This window comes from Sinorhizobium sp. CCBAU 05631, assembly GCF_002288505.1.
In the GTDB taxonomy this organism is placed as follows: Bacteria; Pseudomonadota; Alphaproteobacteria; order Rhizobiales; family Rhizobiaceae; genus Sinorhizobium; species Sinorhizobium fredii_C.
Map to the genome: position 1 here is coordinate 1,449,096 of NZ_CP023064.1, position 15,811 is coordinate 1,464,906.

Consider the following 15,811-nt stretch of genomic DNA (forward strand, 5'->3'; position numbering starts at 1 on the left):
CCCTTTTCGAGCGAACGCCCCCACCCCCGCCTTCGCTCCGTTACAGGAGTTCAGCAATGAGAATTGCCCAGATCGCCCCGCTTGCAGAACGTGTTCCGCCGAAGCTTTACGGCGGAACGGAGCGGATTGTTCATTGCCTTACCGAAGAACTCGTCAGGCTTGGCCACGACGTCACGCTCTTTGCGAGCGGCGACTCGCTCACCTCCGCCGAGTTGGTGCCCTGCTCGGAGGTCGCCCTCAGGCTCAACCCGGACGTGACCGATTTCCTTCCCCATCACGTCGTCATGCTCGAGGAGGTGCGCCGCCGCGCGCAGGAGTTCGACGTCCTGCACTTCCATATCGATTTGCTGCATTTTCCCCTTGTCAGGGATTTCGCCGACCGCACCGTGACGACGCTGCACACGCGCCTCGATTTATCCGATCTCCAGCCCTTCTATCGGCTGTTCACCGATATACCCCTCGTCTCCATATCCGACGACCAACGCCGGCCCATCCCGCCGGTGAACTGGAGGGGCACCGTCTATCATGGCCTCGACGCCGCGGTGCTGCCGTTCACCGAGAAGCCGGCCGGCAACTACCTGGCCTTTTTGGGCAGGATCTCACCCGAGAAGGGCCCGGAGAGGGCCATCGAGATCGCCACCCGGGCCGGCATGCCGCTGAAGATCGCGGCAAAGGTCGACAAGGCGGATCGCGCCTACTGGGAACGTGTGGTCGAGCCGATGGTGGCAAGCCATGCCAATGTCGAGTTCATCGGCGAGATCGACGAACGCCGGAAGCCTGAGTTCCTGGGCAATGCCGCGGCCCTTCTCTTCCCGATCAACTGGCCGGAGCCCTTCGGCTTGGTGATGATTGAGGCCATGGCCTGCGGCACGCCGGTGCTCGGCTTCCGCTACGGCTCCGCCCCGGAAGTCATCGAAGACGGCCTGTCGGGAATTCTCGTCGACTGGGTGGAGGACGCCGTCGCGAGGATGGACGAGGTCCTGAGCCTCGACCGGCGGAGGGTGCGGGGAGCGTTCGAGCGCCGCTTCACGGCGGAGCGGATGACGCGCGACTATCTGGAAATCTACCGCAATCTTCCCGGCGTCCGGAGCGACGCGCCGCGCGCGGCGGCGGGCGATCGGATCGGCCTCGAGGTCGCCCACCAACCCTGGCGAAGCGCGGTCGAAAGCGCTTTGCCGCTCGCCGAGGCCGGCACGAGCCGAGGGGCGATCCCGGTGGTCCTCGATGGCCCCAAGACCCTTGGAACGGAAGAGCCCCGCGGCGGGCGGCCCGGTCAGTAAGATTTCTTGAGGTGCGAGGATGCGGCCGCCTGTTGGCCGCCCTTCTCCGCCTGCCGCAACGCTTGGTACTCGGCAACCGCCGCCAGACCGGCATCGCGCAGCAGCGCCACGTCGTGGGGCCCGGCGATGATGCGATAGCCGCGGTCGATCAGTTCGCCGACGGAGGCACCGGCGTTCGGCACCGTGCCCATGATCTTGCCTGAGGCGAGGATCGCCCTCTCGGCTCGGGCAACCAGTTCGCGCACCTCCGGATGGCCGGTCTGCTCGAGGCGGCCGATCGAGCCAGCGAGATCGTTGACGCCGATGAAGATGATGTCGGCGCCCTCGGTCGCCGCGATCGCCTCGGCGTTGTCGACCGCCGTGAAGGACTCGATCTGCACGGCGATCAGCATGTTGTCGTTGGCCTTGTGGATATAGCCGGGCTCCAGCCCGAAGGTTGAGGCGCGCACCACACCGGCCGCATAGCCGCGGATCCCTTGCGGCGGATAACGGCAAGCGTGGACCGCCGCAAGTGCGGCTTCCGCCGTGTCGACCGAGGGGATCATCACCGACTGCACGCCGGCGTCGAGCACCCGCTTCAAAAAGACATGATCGTTCCAGGGGACCCGCACCAGCGCCGGCGAGGGCGTCGTTTCGATGGCGCGGAGCGTGTCGATGATCTCGCTGGTCTCGCCGACGCCATGCTCATGATCGACGAGAAGGAAGTCGAAGCCGGCATGGCCGAGGATTTCCGCATTGGTCGGCGAGCCGCCGCCGACCCAGCATCCGAACGCGACGTGACCGGCGGAAAGGTGGGCCTTCAGGCGGTTTGGTGTGTACATGGACAGAGAGCCTCGAATTATTCGGAAAGGACAGCATGGGGCGCGCCTTCACGCCCCATGCGATGGCAGGAGTTCAATTGGCGGAGCGCACCCGCTCGATCGTCTCGTTGAGCGCCTTGACGAGGTCCGGATTGGCGGAGGCGGCGAATTTCTCCGCGACCGGCTTGGTCTTCTCGCGGAAGCGGGCGATTTCCTCGGGCGGCAGCTTGGTGACCGTCATGCCCGAGGCGGCAAGCGCGTCGACCGCCTTCTGGTCGGCATTGCGGGAGAGCTGGCGCTGGAAGGCGGCAGCCTCGGTGGCGGCGGCCTGCAACAGATCCTTCTCCTCCTGGTCGAGCTTTTCCCACAGCGGCTTCGAGAACAGCAGCACCATCGGATTATAGGTGTGGCGCGTCAGCGTGATGTACTTCTGCACCTCGTTGAGCTTGGCCGTCAGAATGCTCGGCGCCGGGTTTTCCTGGCCGTCCACCGTGCCGGTCTCGAGCGCCGTATAGACTTCCGGGAACGGCATCGGCACCGCATTGGCGCCGAGCGCCTGGAACATTTCCAGGTAGATCGGCGACTGCACGACGCGGATCTTCAGTCCCTCGATGTCGTCGACCTTCTCGACGGGGCGGCGGCTGTTGGTGAGGTTGCGGAAGCCGAGCTCCCAATAGGCGAGCACGACGAGGTTCTTGTCGTCGAGTTCCTTGGCGAAGGTCTTGCCGACCTCGCCGTCCATCACCGCGTCGGCTTCCTTGGTCGATTCGAACAGGAAGGGCAGGTCGAGGATGGCGAAGTCGGGCGCAAGGCTTGCCATCAGGCCGGCATTCATCACGGACATCTGCAGGAGCCCGCCTTGCAGCGCCGTCACCGACTGGAGGTCCCCGCCGAGCATGCCGGCCGGGAAGACCTTGACGTCGATCTTGCCGCCGCTCTTTTCCTTGACGATCTCGGCGAACTTGCGCTGGCCGATGACGAGCGGTGAGCCTTCGGCGCCGGCGCTGGCGAAGCGGATGGTCTGCTCGTTGATCTCGGCGCTTGCCGAGAGCGGCGCGACGGATGCCAGCATCAGGCCGGTCATCAAGGCCATCAAAGTCTTACGCATGTCGTTTCCTCCTTGATAAAATGCGATTTTCTGGAATTCAGCGTCCCAGCCAGGCGGCGGGCCAAGTGACGAGTTCGGGGAAGGCGATCATCAGCCCCAGCACGACGAGCTGGGCGACCATGAAGGGCGTGACGCCGCGGATCACCGTTTCCATGTTGAGACGGGAGACGCCGGCGACGACGTTCAGCACCGTGCCGACCGGCGGGGTGACGAGGCCGATGGAATTGTTGATGATGAACAGCACGCCGAAATAGATCGGATCGATGCCGGCTGCCTGAACCACCGGCACCAGCACCGGCGCGAGGATCAGGATGGTCGGAGCCATGTCCATCGCCGTGCCGACGATGACGACGAGGATCATGATCGCCAGCATCAGCAGCTTCGGGCTGTCCATCAGCGGCGACAGGAGCTCGATTACCTGCCCCGGCAGGTCGGCGATGGTGATGAGCCAGGCCGAGACGAGGGCGGCCGCTACGAGGAAGATGACAACGCTCGTGACCTTGGCGGAGGAGACGAAAACGGCATAGAGCTGGGAGAGGCTGAGCTCGCGGTAGATGCAGGTGGCGACCAGGATCGAATAGACGGCAGCGACGACGGCGGCCTCGGTCGGGGTGAAGAGGCCGAATTTCAGGCCGAAGATGATGATCACCGGCAGGCCCAGCGCCCAGAGGCTTTCGCGCAGCGCCTTCAGCCGCTCCGCACCGCTGGCGCGCGGCCGGAGTTCGATCTCCTCCTTGCGCACCATAAGCCACCAGGCGACCGCAAGCCCGACGCCGATCATCAGGCCCGGCGCGATGCCGGCCATGAAGAGCTTCGAGATCGACAGGTTGGCGGTGACGCCGAACAGGATGAAGGCGATCGACGGCGGGATGATCGGTCCGATGACCGAGGCCGAGGCGACAAGGCCGGCGGAGCGCGCCTTGTCGTGGCCGGCCTTGACCATCATCGGCACGAGCAGCGCGCCGAGCGCAGCCGCATCGGCGACCGCCGAGCCGGAGAGCGCCGAGAGCACGCAAGCGGCGATGATCGCCACATAGCCGAGCCCGCCGCGCACATGCCCGACCAGCGCCAGCGCCAGCGCCACGATTCGCTTCGACAGCCCGCCGGCATTCATCACCTCTCCCGCCAGCATGAAGAAGGGCACGGCGAGCAGCGTGAAGCTGTCCGTGCCGCCGACGAGGTTCTGCGCGAGGATCTGCGGATCGAACATGGCGAGCTGCACCATCAGCGCCACGCCGCAGATCAGCAGCGCATAGGCAATCGGCATCCCGATCGCCATGGCGGCGAGAAGGGCGGTGATGAAGACCAGAATTGTCATCGCGGACCAACCTTTACCGCCTATTGCTCGGGGATCACGTCCCTCCGATTGCGGCTACAGACCTTCGGAAGCGCCAGCGCCGGCGCGTGTTGAAACGGCTACGGGCGAACCCTCAGCGCGGCGGCACGCTGCCGGGCGGCAATTGCGCGATGTCGAAATCCTCTTCCGATTCCTTGACACCGATCAGTTCCTCGTCGCTGATCCGGCCGGTGAGCGAACGCAGCAGCGAGAGGCAGAACCAGGCGGCCGCGAAACCCGTGAAGATCAGCACCGGCACGAAGAACCAGGCTTGCGAGATGCCCATGACGGGCGTCGTCATGCCGAGGTTGATGCCGAACTGCTGCCAGGTGCCGGAGAAGACCAGCCAGGTCGTATAGAGCATCAGCAGGTTGGAGAGGACGAAGCAGAGGAGCCGGCCCTTGCGGGAGAGCCGGCGGATGAGCGTATCGACGCCGAGATGCGCCTGCTCGAACAGCGTCACCGCGGCGCCGAGGAAGACCACCCAGACAAACAGCAGGCGCGACAGCTCTTCCGACACGGAAATACCGGTGTTGAAGGCATAGCGCAGCACGACATTGCCGAAGACGAGAACCAGCATCGCCGCCAGACAAAGGGCCAGCAGGAACTCCACGGGGTTCAGCAGGAATTTGCGGATCGCGAACAAGATGGCTCCTCCTCCGATGAAGGCTCTCCCGGCCATGCGCCTCCGCACATCACCGCCTCCGGACAGCCGATCAGAATGTAAGCGCTTACATAGCACTTTCAGACGGCCTGTCAAATGGAAAGTAAATGGGTTGGAAAAGGGCATGTAACCGTATACATAGCTAATCGATTGAGGAGAGATCGATTCCCATGGGACGTGGAGGAAGAGAGCGGAACGGACACACGGGCGCCCGGGCTCTCGACGTTGCGGCGCTGGCGGGCGTTTCAACCGCCACGGTGTCCCGCGCCTTCAATGCGCCGGAAAAGGTCGCGCCGGACATCCGCGAAAAGGTGCTGAAGGCCGCGGCCGAGCTTGGCTGGATGCCGCATCCGGCCGGCGCGGCGCTCGCCAGCCGCCGCACCTGGCTCGCCGGGGTGCTCATTCCGACCCTCGACAACGACGTCTTTGCTTCGCAGGTCGGCGCCCTGCAGACGCGCCTGTCCGCAGACGGCGTTACGGTGCTGATCGGCTGTTCGAACTACGACGCCGACCAGGCCGCCAACCAGGTCCGCACCATGCTGGCGCGCGGCGTGGAGGCGCTGGCCGTCGTCGGCGAGTCCCACCGCCCCGGCCTGTTCGAAACGATCGCGGCGCGCGGCGTCCCCTATGTGGTCACCTATTCACATCGGCCCGGCTCCCCTCACCCGAGCGTCGGCTTCGACAACGCCGCCGCCTTCCGGCGGATCGCCCGACACCTGCTCGAGCTCGGCCATCGCGATTTCGCGCTGATCCATCAGCCGTCGATCGACAACGACCGGGTCGTGGCGCGCGTCGAAGGCCTGCGCGCGGCACTCGCGGAGGAAGGCGTGGCGCTCAGGCCGCAGCATGTGCGCGAGGGGCCGGCGAGCATCGCCTTCGGCCGCGAGAGCCTGCGCTCGATCATGGAAGCGGCGGGTCCACGGCCGACGGCGGTCGTCTGCGGCAACGACGCGCTGGCGATCGGCGCGCTCATAGAGGCGCGCGCGCTCGGCATGAGCGTGCCGGAAGAGCTCTCCATCACGGGGTTCGACGACGTGGCGATGGCAGAACAGACCGATCCGCCGCTCACGACGATGCGCGTCGACAATGCCGAAATCGGCCGGCGGGCTGCGGACTATCTGCTCGCCTGCCTTGCCGGCCGGCAGCCGCCGCCGCCGCCGCCGCTCGAAAGCCGCCTGATTCTCCGGGCATCGACCGGCGTCCCTGCCCGTTCCGCGGCCTGACCATTCCCCCCAAAACGGATGCCCGCATGACCCACGCTACACTTTTCGATGCCGCCGATCTCGCCCACCGCTTTGCGACCGCAAAGGACCGCATCGCGGCCGCAGAGTTACCGGTGCCGGCGACCATTGCCGAGGCTATCGCCGTGCAGGTCGCGTTCGTCGCGCCCGAGGACGGCGTCGCGGGATACAAGGTGGCCCGCTCGCCCGAAGGCATGAACGTCGCCGGCCGTCTCTCGCCGATCGCGGCCCACGCCGACGCCGAGCCGGCTACCTTTCGCTGGCGCAACGGCCTGCGTGTCGAAGCGGAGATCGGCTTCCGCCTTGCCGCGGGCTTACCGCCCCGGGAAGCCGGCTATAGCCGGGACGCGGTGATCGCCGCCATCGGCTCCATCCATCTCGGCGTCGAGGTGCTCGACAGCCGCATCGAGGAGGGCGGCAAGGCGCCATTCCTGCTCTTCCTCGCCGACCGGCTCGGCAATGCGGGCTATGCGTTCGGGCCCGAGCTGCCGCGCGAATTTCTCGACGGCGCGGAGGGGCGGCCGCTGGAAGTGAGCCTCGACGGAGCCCCGCTGTTCGCAGGCGAGGCCCACCACCCGGCAAGCGATGTGCTCGCCTGGCTGGTCGGCTGGGCCAATGAGACAGAAAGGGCGGAAGACACGCTTTCCGCCGGGGAGATCGTCACCACCGGCAGTCTCTGCGGCGCCCTCGATGTCGCGGCACCCGGCCGCATCGACGTGAGGCTCGACGGCAGATGGAGCCTGCCGGTTAGGGTCGCATAGCGAAAAGGGCTGGCTCGCGAACGCCGAAATAGCACCCCCCTCTGCCCTGCCGGGCATCTCTCCCCACAAGGGGCCCACAAGGGGAGAGATCGGCGAGTGGCAACGCCTCGCTCAGACCAATTCGGTGACTTCAGCGTTCACGAGCTTAGTGTCGGGCAGGGCCTCGCCTTTGTCCAATTTCCCTCCTTGTGGGGGAGATGCCCGGCAGGGCAGAGGGGTGTACCACTTGGGGCAGTTCGGCGCCGCTCCCCCCTCTCAGAACTCCTGCCATTCCTCCGCCACGGCGGCGTTTCCGCGGAAGGACTGCGCCACCTTGGCGACCATCTGGCGCGCCGGTGAAGCAGCCGTGCCTCCGCTTGCAGCCGGCGCTGGGCGCTTTGATGCGGCGCCGGAGCCGATGTCGAACTGGCGCAAGAGCTGGAACAGCGCGTCCGCCTCCTTGGCAAGACCATGGGCGGCGGCTGTCGCTTCCTCGACCATCGCCGCGTTCTTCTGCGTCCCCTGGTCCATGGTGTTGACCGCCGTGCTGATCTCCTTCAAGCCTGTTGCCTGTTCCCTGGAGGCCTCGACGATCGCCCCGACATTGCCGTCGACCTGCTGGACCTGCTCGACGATTTCCTCGAGCGCCTTGCCGGTTTCGCCGACGAGGGCGACGCCGTTCTTGACGTGGTCATTCGAGGTGTTGATCAGTTCCTTGATCTCCTTGGCGGCCTTGGCGGAACGCTGCGCCAATTCGCGCACTTCCTGGGCGACGACGGCAAAGCCCTTGCCGGCCTCGCCGGCCCGCGCCGCCTCGACGCCGGCGTTAAGCGCGAGAAGGTTGGTCTGGAAGGCGATCTCGTCGATGACGCCGATGATATTGCCGATCTCGACCGCCGAGGCTTCGATCTTGCCCATGGCGCCGACCGCGTCGCGCACGACGCGTCCGGAGCGCTCCGCGTTGTCCTTCGTCTTGCGAACGAGCTGGCCCGCCTCCTGGGCACGATTGCTGGAGTCGGCGACCGTCGTGGTGATCTCGTCGAGCGCCGCCGCTGTCTCCTCGACGGAAGCCGCCTGCTGTTCTGTCCGCTTGGCGAGATCGTCGGAGGCCGAGCGTATCTCCTGGGCGCCGGCTGCGATCGCGCTTGCATTCTCGGCAACCGCCTGCATCGCCTGGCGCAGCTTTTCGACCGCGCCGTTGAAGTCCAGCCTCAGCTTGTCGAGCGACGGAATGAACGGCGTGTCGATCCGCTGGGTGAGGTCGCCCGAGGCGAGATTCTGCAGTGCGGCGGCGAGCTGATGGACGGCGTGGCCGGTCTGCTCCGCCAAGGCATTGCGCTGCTTTGCATCCTCTTCAAGCCGCTGGTGCTCCGTCTTCGTGCGCGTCGTCTCCGCATTCGCCTCGCGTTCCGCCTTTGCGGAGATCGCATCCCTGAGCGCCGCAACGGCACGCGCCAGCATGCCGATCTCGTCGCGGCGTGCTTCGAGGTGACGATCCCCCGTCAGGTCGCCCTCGGCCATCGCCTTCAACGACAGCTTCAGCCTGGACAGCGGTCCGATTATCGAGCACGCCGACAGCGCCGCAGCGATGATCGAAAGCAGGGCAGCGATACCCAGCGCCGTGAATGCCAGTGATTCGAACCCGCTCACGGCATCGCGCACGTGGCTGCCGATCGATTTGTTCAGCGCCTCCTGATAGTCGATGAACTTGTTGATGGCGCCGAGCCAGGCGTCGAACAGGGGGCGGGCCTGCTCCAGCAGGATCCTGCGCGCGCCGTCGCCATTTCCCTTCTCCTGGAAGGCGATGATGTCGGCGACGAGCGGATTGGTCTTCGCTTGAATGTCGGCGATTTCGGCCAGAATGGTTTTTTCCTGATCGCTCGCGCCGGCAGCGATCATCTCGGCCATCCGCTTCTCGTTCTCGGCATAGGTGGCGGCGAGCTTTTCGATCAGCGCCACCGCTTTCCTGCGCTCCTCTTGGGAGGTCACCAGAGTGACGTCGCGGATGGCGATTGCCCGATCATGAACGCTACCGCGATAGTTGATCGCAAAGCGTTGCTTGGCACTGTTCACGTCGTTGATGGTAGCGAGATTGCCATTGATCTCTTCGACCTGAACGGCCGAATAGATGGTCAAGCCGACCATCATGAGAAGCAGGAAGCCGAAGCCGATGGCGAGGCGCGCGCCAATCCCGAAGCTCTTGAAATAGCTCATCGATGTTTCCTTGTCCCTTTGACGCATTGCCGCGCCTCGACCGCTCTCTGGCCGGACCGTCGCTTGCGTCCTTCAGAATCAACGTATCAAGGAGGCGCGAGCGGGCGCATGCCGCAGCCCGCGTCAAAACCGTCCCAATGCAGTGAAAACCAGTCCCAGCGGCGGCTTGCGCCGCGAAGGCCACCCGCCCTCATGGCGGTTGAGACGAGCGTACATCGCTTCGCTTTGCCTCAAGAAATGGCACCTGTTGGTTGCGAAATGGTGAATAATTAGCTTTGCTATAAAAGTAATTTCTAAAATTTGATAATCAGGCCGCCTGGCCGGCCGCGAGCAGGCGGACGAGCATCATCCCGGCGAGCAAGCCGAGAAGTGAAAAGATCACGGAAGAAGCGGCGTAGATTGCCGCGGCGGCCCACTCGCCGCGCTCATAAAGGCCGATCGTGTCGAGCGAGAAGCTTGAAAAGGTGGTGAATCCGCCGAGCACGCCGGTCGCCAGGAACAGCCGCACATCCTGAGGCAGATGGACGCGCAATGCGAAATACTCGGCGATGAGCCCCATCGCGAAAGAACCGGCGATGTTGACTGCCAGGGTACCAAAGGGAAAGGCAGCCCCCAAGAGCTGCGCGGCAAACTGATTGACGCCATGGCGCATGGCGCCGCCCAATCCGGCACCAAGGAATACCAACAGATAGGCCATTACCGTCCTTTTTTCCTCTCGCGGCCGAAGTTCGGGACAATAGGACGGAGAGCCGCCGCCGGCAATCGCCGAAGCGGCGATGTCCGCTGTGGCATCGGAGGCCGCCTCTAAGCGCAGCCCATCCGTTTCAGATCGGAGCACTGGACCTATCCACTTTCTGCATCGGCCTGTCCACTTTCCGCTGCCAACTGCCCGAGCCGCACCCTATTTAAGCGTTTGTTTACTCAGGAACGCTTGGGTGGTGATTGCGATAGTAATCGCCTCCACAACCGCCGGGCGGTGTCCGACAGGTTCCTGGGTGGCGATTCATAGGGGCGACCGGTGTATCCGTTCGCTCCAGCGGGATGAGCCCGCGGGATTTCCAAGACGCATGATTTTCGAGGAGAGGCTGGCCGCGCTCGGCACGGAGCGCGGAAGGAAAGTCGCGTGCTCGTTCCCCGCCGCCAACGTCACCGGACGATCCTCCCCATCGTCCGGCCGGCGAACCGGGAGCAAGGGGGGCGATCCCGGCCAAATCTCGACCAACGGAGACCTCGGTCTCTCGAATACAGTTCAGAGATAGTGATAGTGAAACGACCAAGCGTGAAATTGTCCCTGATCGGCTCGATTGCCGGCATGGTGCTGACAACCGCCGCCATCTCCTGGGTATCGATCAGTTCCCTCTCCGACATTGACGCCAAGAGCGACGAGATCGTCGACAACTGGCTGCCGAGCGTCGAGCGATCCAAGGAGATCGATACCGCTCTCTCCGACCTGAAGGTAGCCTTTAATCGCCATGTCTTGGCGACCACGGAGGATGAAGAACATGCGGCCGAAACCGCGATTGAGGCGGAAAAGACTCGCTTTTTCAGGTCGATAGACTACGCGGCGCTCGTGACCGGGGCAGACGAACAGACCGAACTCGCGAAGATCAAGAATACGGCCAGCCAGCTGATCCACGCGAGCCGCGGGATGATCGTTGCCTCGGCCGCAGCCAAGGACGATGAGGCCAAGCAGATCATTTCCAAGGAAATGGCGCCGCGCTTCAGCGATGTTGCCAAGTCGATCGACGTGATCGTCGGCCTCAACAAAGAGGGCGCCGCCCGTTCCGGTGCGGAAATTCAGAAGCTGCTCGAAAATACGCTGAAGCTTATCTCCATCCTCTGCGCTGCCGCGGTCGCTGCTGGCGCCGGCGTCATCGCCCTTGCCGTCTTCGGCATCGCCAATCCGATCACCCGCATCACCGGCGCGATGCGCAATCTCGCCTCCGGCGACGCAAAGTCGCCGATCCCCTTTGCCGGCCGCGCCGACGAGATCGGCGCGATGGCCGAGGCCGTCGAAGTGTTCCGTCAGAATGCACTTGCCAATGCGCGTCTCGAAGAGGAGGCCGCCGACACCCTGGCGCTCAACGCCGGCGTCGAGGCGGCGCGCGCCGGTGACGCCGGCAAGGGCTTCGCGGTCGTTCCCCAGGAGGTGCGCGAGCTCGCCCAGCGCACGGCGCAAGCCGCCAAGGAGATCAAGGGACTGATCCAGAACTCGACGACCGAGGTCGAAAGCGGCGTCAGACTGGTGCGCGATACCGGCGAGGCGCTGAACGTGATCGGCGGCTTCATCGGCCAGATCAACAGCCACATGAACGCGATCGCCGTCTCCGCCAAGGAGCAGTCCACCGGGCTTGCCGAGATCAACACCGCGGTCAATTCGATGGACCAGAGCACCCAGCAGAATGCCGCGATGGTTCGAGCAGTCGACCGCTGCGGCTTCGAGCCTCGCTTTGGAAGCGGCGAAGCTCCGCGACCTGGTCGCCCGCTTCAAGCTCGAAGGGGCCTCCGGCCCGCGCGCCGCCGGCGAGGCGGCGAAGCCGGTCGCTTCACCCGCCCGTGCGCTCGGCGGCCGCATCGCCCGCGCGTTCGGCGGCAAGACGGCAACGGCGGCGGACGTCGACGAGTGGGAGGAGTTCTGAGCCTCGAAGACTTGGGACGACGCCGTCCCGCGCCGCCTCGATTTCTGCCGGAAGCAGGAGATTTGCGGCGCCCGATCACATCTCTCCCCGGTTCCCGGGGCGAGGGCCAGGGATAGGGCCGAAGCCTTCGCGCCCATTCATACATACGGAGCCATAGCCAGTGTCGAATATCGCTGTTTTCCCCCGCAACAAGCCCGAGGACCGCCTCCGCATGGTCGATATGGAAAGCGCCAGGGAACGCCTGTTCGCGGTCGCCGCCCAGCTTGACCGCGTCCTGGCGGAATTGTCGCGCGAAGGCTTACGGCCTGCCGGCGAACAACTGCCAAATACCGGAACCTGATCGCGGTAAAGGCGGAGGAGGAACAAGGTGCGAGCGGAGCGGGCTGACGAGATGACTGGACGATCGAAACCGCTGAGCAGGCCTCGGCAATCGGTGGAGACATACATTCGGTCGATCGGCCGGCACTACGTGAATGCCGTCATTGTGATGACGCTGCTGATCGCCGCCACCTATCTGACCATGCTTGTCGCCCTTGACCGTCATTCGCTGCAGCAGAAGATCAGCTTCCTGACCAGCAACCAGTTCATCCGCTTCCAGCAGCTCGCCAACCAGACGCGGGCGCTGATGCGGGCTTCGGCCGACCCCAACCTGCCGGAATACATCATCAGTCCGATGCGCGACGACATCCATCGGGCGATAGGCGATATCCGGGCAATGAGCGGAGAATTGCACGCGCTGGACCAAAGCATCGGCGGCAATCTCCTTGAGCGCTTCAATCCGCGCGACGAGATTGCGGTGCAATTGCGTCGCGATCTCAATGGCCGGCTCGAGGACTTTCTCGAGCGGGCGGTGCGCATTGCCGATACCAGCAACGAGGACCGGCGGCAGCGCTACTCCTTCTGGGGCCCGATCGACTTCGCCGTAGCCTCCGACAGCATGCTGATGCGCCAGTTTTCCGACCTGATCCGCCACGCCCATGACCGCAGCGGCGTCAGCATCGACAACGCCAAGCTGATCGGCACGGGGCTGCTGGCGCTGATCGCGGCCACCGTCATTCTGGCAAGCGTCCTTCTGTTCAGCCCGCTCCTCAAGAAGCTGCGCAATGAGCATCGCCTGACAATGGCTTTCGAGCAGCGGCTGACGCTTCTGGCCCACACCGACGCTCTCACCCGTCTCAACAACCGCTCGTCCTTCAATACCGCTCTCAGCAATCTCTTTGGCGAGCTGGAAAGGACAGGGGCCGGCTTCTCCATGCTGCTTCTCGATCTCGACCGGTTTAAAGCCATCAATGACGGCCTCGGCCATCCCGCGGGCGATGCGGTGCTGCGTCACGTCGCCCGCACCCTGCAGAAGACCTTGCGCGCAAGCGATGTGATCGCCCGGCTCGGCGGCGACGAATTCGCCGTGCTGCTGCCAGGGATCGGCGAGGCTGCCGCACTCGAAGCGGTCGCCGAACGGGCGATCGAGGCGATCGCCGCAGACTTTGCCTTCGAAGGACGCAACCTGCAGGTCTCGGCCAGCATCGGCGGCGCCATCGTGCCCGATCACGCCTCGGACGAGGCCGGATTGATGCGCATCGTCGACCTCGCTCTCTATACGGCGAAGGCCGGGCGCAACACCACGGTCATATTCGACGAAGCGGCGCTGGCCCGGCGGCTAGAGCAGAACCAGCTCTCTCTCGCCCTTGTGCTTGCCGCAGACCGCAATGAATTCGTCGTGCACTACCAGCCGAAGGTCGACCTCATGACCGGTGCCCATCTGGGCTTCGAGGCGCTGGTGCGCTGGCAGCATCCGGAGCTGGGGCTTTTGCCGCCCGGCCGTTTCCTGCCCCTGATGGAAGGAACGCAGCTCATCCGCGGCATGACCCGCGCAGTTGTCGCCGCCGTCGGCCGCGACCTCAAGGCCTGGAGGGCGGCCGGGCTCGCTCCCGGTCCCGTGTCGATCAACCTGCCCGAGGTCCTGCTCGTCGGCGAGGAAGGTTACGCGTTCTTCGCCGCCGCGGTTCGTGAGAACGGCCTGGAATGGCAGGATTTCGCGGTGGAGATCACCGAGGACGTCTTCCTCAATCGCTCGGCCGACCAGATTCTTGCAACGGTGGCGCGCTTCCGTCAGCACGGCCTGTCGATCTCGCTCGACGACTTCGGCACCGGTTTCGCCTCGCTCGTGCACTTACGCGATTTCCCCTTCGACGAGTTGAAGATCGACCGAAGCTTCGTCGACGGCATAGGCAAGGACGCCCGCAGCGAGCAGATCATCCGCGCCATGATCCAACTTGCCCGGAACCTCGGCAAGCGCTGCGTCGCCGAGGGGATCGAGACGGAAGCGCAACGACGCTTCCTGATCGAGGCCGGCTGCGACATCGGCCAGGGATACCATTTCGCCCGGCCCGAGCCAGCCGCCCTCGCCGGCGCGCGGCTGCCGCAACGGGCCGCCGCCGACCGGCGCCCGGCGTCGAAGGCTTCGGCAGCGCTGCGGCGGATCGCCCGGCGGTGACTATCGTAAGTTGGAGGAGATGATGAGACGAAAAATCAAAAGGGCCTGCCTGGCCGCGGCGCTGCTGCTGGCAAGCTCCCAGCCACCTGCAGCCGCCGATCAGCGCGGCGCGGTCGATGTCGTGCATTTCTGGATTTCGCAGAGCGAGGCGGCGGCACTGGACGTGTAGCGCAAGGCATGGGCCGATGCCGGTCACCAATGGATCGACCTGCCGGCGGAAAACAAGGTGGCCGTCCAGAGGATCGTCAGCGATCGCATCGCCAACGGCTATGCGCCCGCCGTCATGCAATGGAATGCGAACGAGGGTTCACGCGAGCTGCCGGAAATGGGTATCGTGCTTGACATCGACGAGGTCGCCAGGGCGGAGGACTGGCGCCGCGTCCTGCCGGCAACCGTGTTCGAGCGCATCACCTACAAGGACAAGGTGTTCTTTGCGCCGACCAACGTCCACGCGGAAAACTGGCTCTGGACCAGCGAGCCCATCTTCCGCCAACTCGGCCTGAAGGCTCCCGAGACATGGGACGAAATCTTCGCCGCCGAGAAGATCAAGGCGGCGGGCCACCTGCCCGTCGCGCTGGGCGACGGTCCCTGGGAAGTCTCCCTCGTCTTCAACGGCATCATGTATTCCAAGCTCGGCGCCGAGGGCTATGCCCGGATCATCCGCGGCGACCCGGCGCTGGTTAGCGATCCGCGCATGACCGAGTCGCTCGACATGCTGCGGCGCCTCTCCCGCTATGCGGAACCGGCCGCAGCGCGCCGGCGCAAGACCTGGGCCGACGCCACCGCCGCAGTCGGTGGCGGCAAGGCGGGCATGCAGTTCATGGGCGACTGGGCGAAGGGCGAGCTGGTGGCCCGTGGCTACTCTGTCGACAAGGATTTCGGCTGCAGCCTGATGCCCGGCACGGAGATCGCCTATTTCATGGTCATCGACGCTTTCGCCTTTCCGCTGACCAACCGCGAAGACGCCGCCGACGCGCAGCCTTCGCACGCATGGTGCTGGATCGCGACAACCAAGTGGCCTTCAGCCGTCTCAAGGGCTCCCTGCCGGTGCGCACCGACGTCGATCCCAGCGGGCTCGACGCTGCGGCCGGCTCGGCCTCGAGAAGATCGTCCAGAACAGCGGCGTCAGCGCCCAGTCGATGGCCATGCCGACGCAGATGTCGGAGGGCTGGATCGGCGTGCTGGCGGAATTCTTCAACGACGAAAGCATGTCGACCAAAACTGCCCAGCGCCGCCTCTACGACATCGTCAAGCGGCAGTGAGGCGCACCAAACTTAATCGCTTGTGTCCACGGC

General features: G+C 65.0%; 12 protein-coding genes and 1 pseudogene. 7 read left to right on the forward strand and 6 right to left on the reverse strand.

What is annotated here, in order from left to right:
- The first annotated feature begins 56 nt into the window (after positions 1-56).
- Positions 57-1,280 carry a glycosyltransferase family 4 protein gene (locus tag SS05631_RS26235; RefSeq protein ID WP_037421240.1) on the forward strand — a complete coding sequence of 408 codons (1,224 nt, stop codon included), beginning with the start codon at positions 57-59 and terminating at the stop codon, positions 1,278-1,280.
- Here SS05631_RS26235 and SS05631_RS26240 read toward each other — a convergent pair.
- From SS05631_RS26240 to SS05631_RS26255, 4 genes are all read right to left on the reverse strand, one after another.
- Positions 1,274-2,101: an aldolase/citrate lyase family protein gene (locus SS05631_RS26240; protein WP_037421243.1), complete on the reverse strand. Its 828-nt coding sequence runs from the start codon at positions 2,099-2,101 to the stop codon at positions 1,274-1,276. The two genes, SS05631_RS26235 and SS05631_RS26240, sit on opposite strands and share 7 nt — an antisense overlap.
- Positions 2,102-2,174: 73 nt before the next feature.
- Complete coding sequence (locus SS05631_RS26245; protein WP_037421246.1) at positions 2,175-3,188, reverse strand: TRAP transporter substrate-binding protein; 1,014 nt, start codon at positions 3,186-3,188, stop codon at positions 2,175-2,177.
- 37 nt (positions 3,189-3,225) lie between these two features.
- The gene (locus SS05631_RS26250; protein ID WP_037421249.1) at positions 3,226-4,506 is read right to left on the reverse strand and encodes a TRAP transporter large permease subunit; all 1,281 of its coding nucleotides are present in this window, start codon (positions 4,504-4,506) and stop codon (positions 3,226-3,228) included.
- Positions 4,507-4,618: 112 nt separating this feature from the next.
- Complete coding sequence (locus SS05631_RS26255) at positions 4,619-5,170, reverse strand: TRAP transporter small permease (protein ID WP_037421252.1); 552 nt, start codon at positions 5,168-5,170, stop codon at positions 4,619-4,621.
- 188 nt (positions 5,171-5,358) lie between these two features.
- On the opposite strand from SS05631_RS26255, the gene SS05631_RS26260 reads away from it, so the two are divergent.
- Together SS05631_RS26260 and SS05631_RS26265 are read left to right on the forward strand one after the other, a co-directional pair.
- Entirely contained in the window at positions 5,359-6,411 is a 1,053-nt protein-coding gene (locus SS05631_RS26260) for a substrate-binding domain-containing protein (RefSeq protein WP_037421255.1), read from the forward strand.
- 26 nt (positions 6,412-6,437) lie between these two features.
- Positions 6,438-7,190 (forward strand): hydratase, encoded by a 753-nt coding sequence (locus SS05631_RS26265; RefSeq protein WP_037421258.1) that lies wholly within the window; start codon positions 6,438-6,440, stop codon positions 7,188-7,190.
- Between the two features lie 255 nt (positions 7,191-7,445).
- On the opposite strand, the gene SS05631_RS26270 is transcribed toward SS05631_RS26265, so the two are convergent.
- Positions 7,446-9,383, reverse strand: coding sequence for a methyl-accepting chemotaxis protein (locus tag SS05631_RS26270; protein ID WP_037421261.1), 1,938 nt, complete (start codon positions 9,381-9,383; stop codon positions 7,446-7,448).
- Positions 9,384-9,690: 307 nt separating this feature from the next.
- The gene (gene crcB, locus SS05631_RS26275; protein WP_037421265.1) at positions 9,691-10,080 is read right to left on the reverse strand and encodes a fluoride efflux transporter CrcB; all 390 of its coding nucleotides are present in this window, start codon (positions 10,078-10,080) and stop codon (positions 9,691-9,693) included.
- Positions 10,081-10,662: 582 nt separating this feature from the next.
- Between crcB and SS05631_RS32565 the strand changes: the two genes are divergently transcribed.
- From SS05631_RS32565 to SS05631_RS26295, 4 genes and pseudogenes are all read left to right on the forward strand, one after another.
- The gene (locus SS05631_RS32565) at positions 10,663-12,138 is read left to right on the forward strand and encodes a methyl-accepting chemotaxis protein (protein ID WP_280106787.1); all 1,476 of its coding nucleotides are present in this window, start codon (positions 10,663-10,665) and stop codon (positions 12,136-12,138) included.
- A gap of 44 nt (positions 12,139-12,182) precedes the next feature.
- The gene (locus SS05631_RS26285; protein WP_037421267.1) at positions 12,183-12,362 is read left to right on the forward strand and encodes a hypothetical protein; all 180 of its coding nucleotides are present in this window, start codon (positions 12,183-12,185) and stop codon (positions 12,360-12,362) included.
- A 51-nt stretch (positions 12,363-12,413) separates the two neighbouring features.
- Positions 12,414-14,516 carry an EAL domain-containing protein gene (locus SS05631_RS26290; RefSeq protein WP_037421269.1) on the forward strand — a complete coding sequence of 701 codons (2,103 nt, stop codon included), beginning with the start codon at positions 12,414-12,416 and terminating at the stop codon, positions 14,514-14,516.
- Between the two features lie 22 nt (positions 14,517-14,538).
- Positions 14,539-15,778, forward strand: a pseudogene (locus SS05631_RS26295) (ABC transporter substrate-binding protein).
- Positions 15,779-15,811 lie beyond the last annotated feature (33 nt).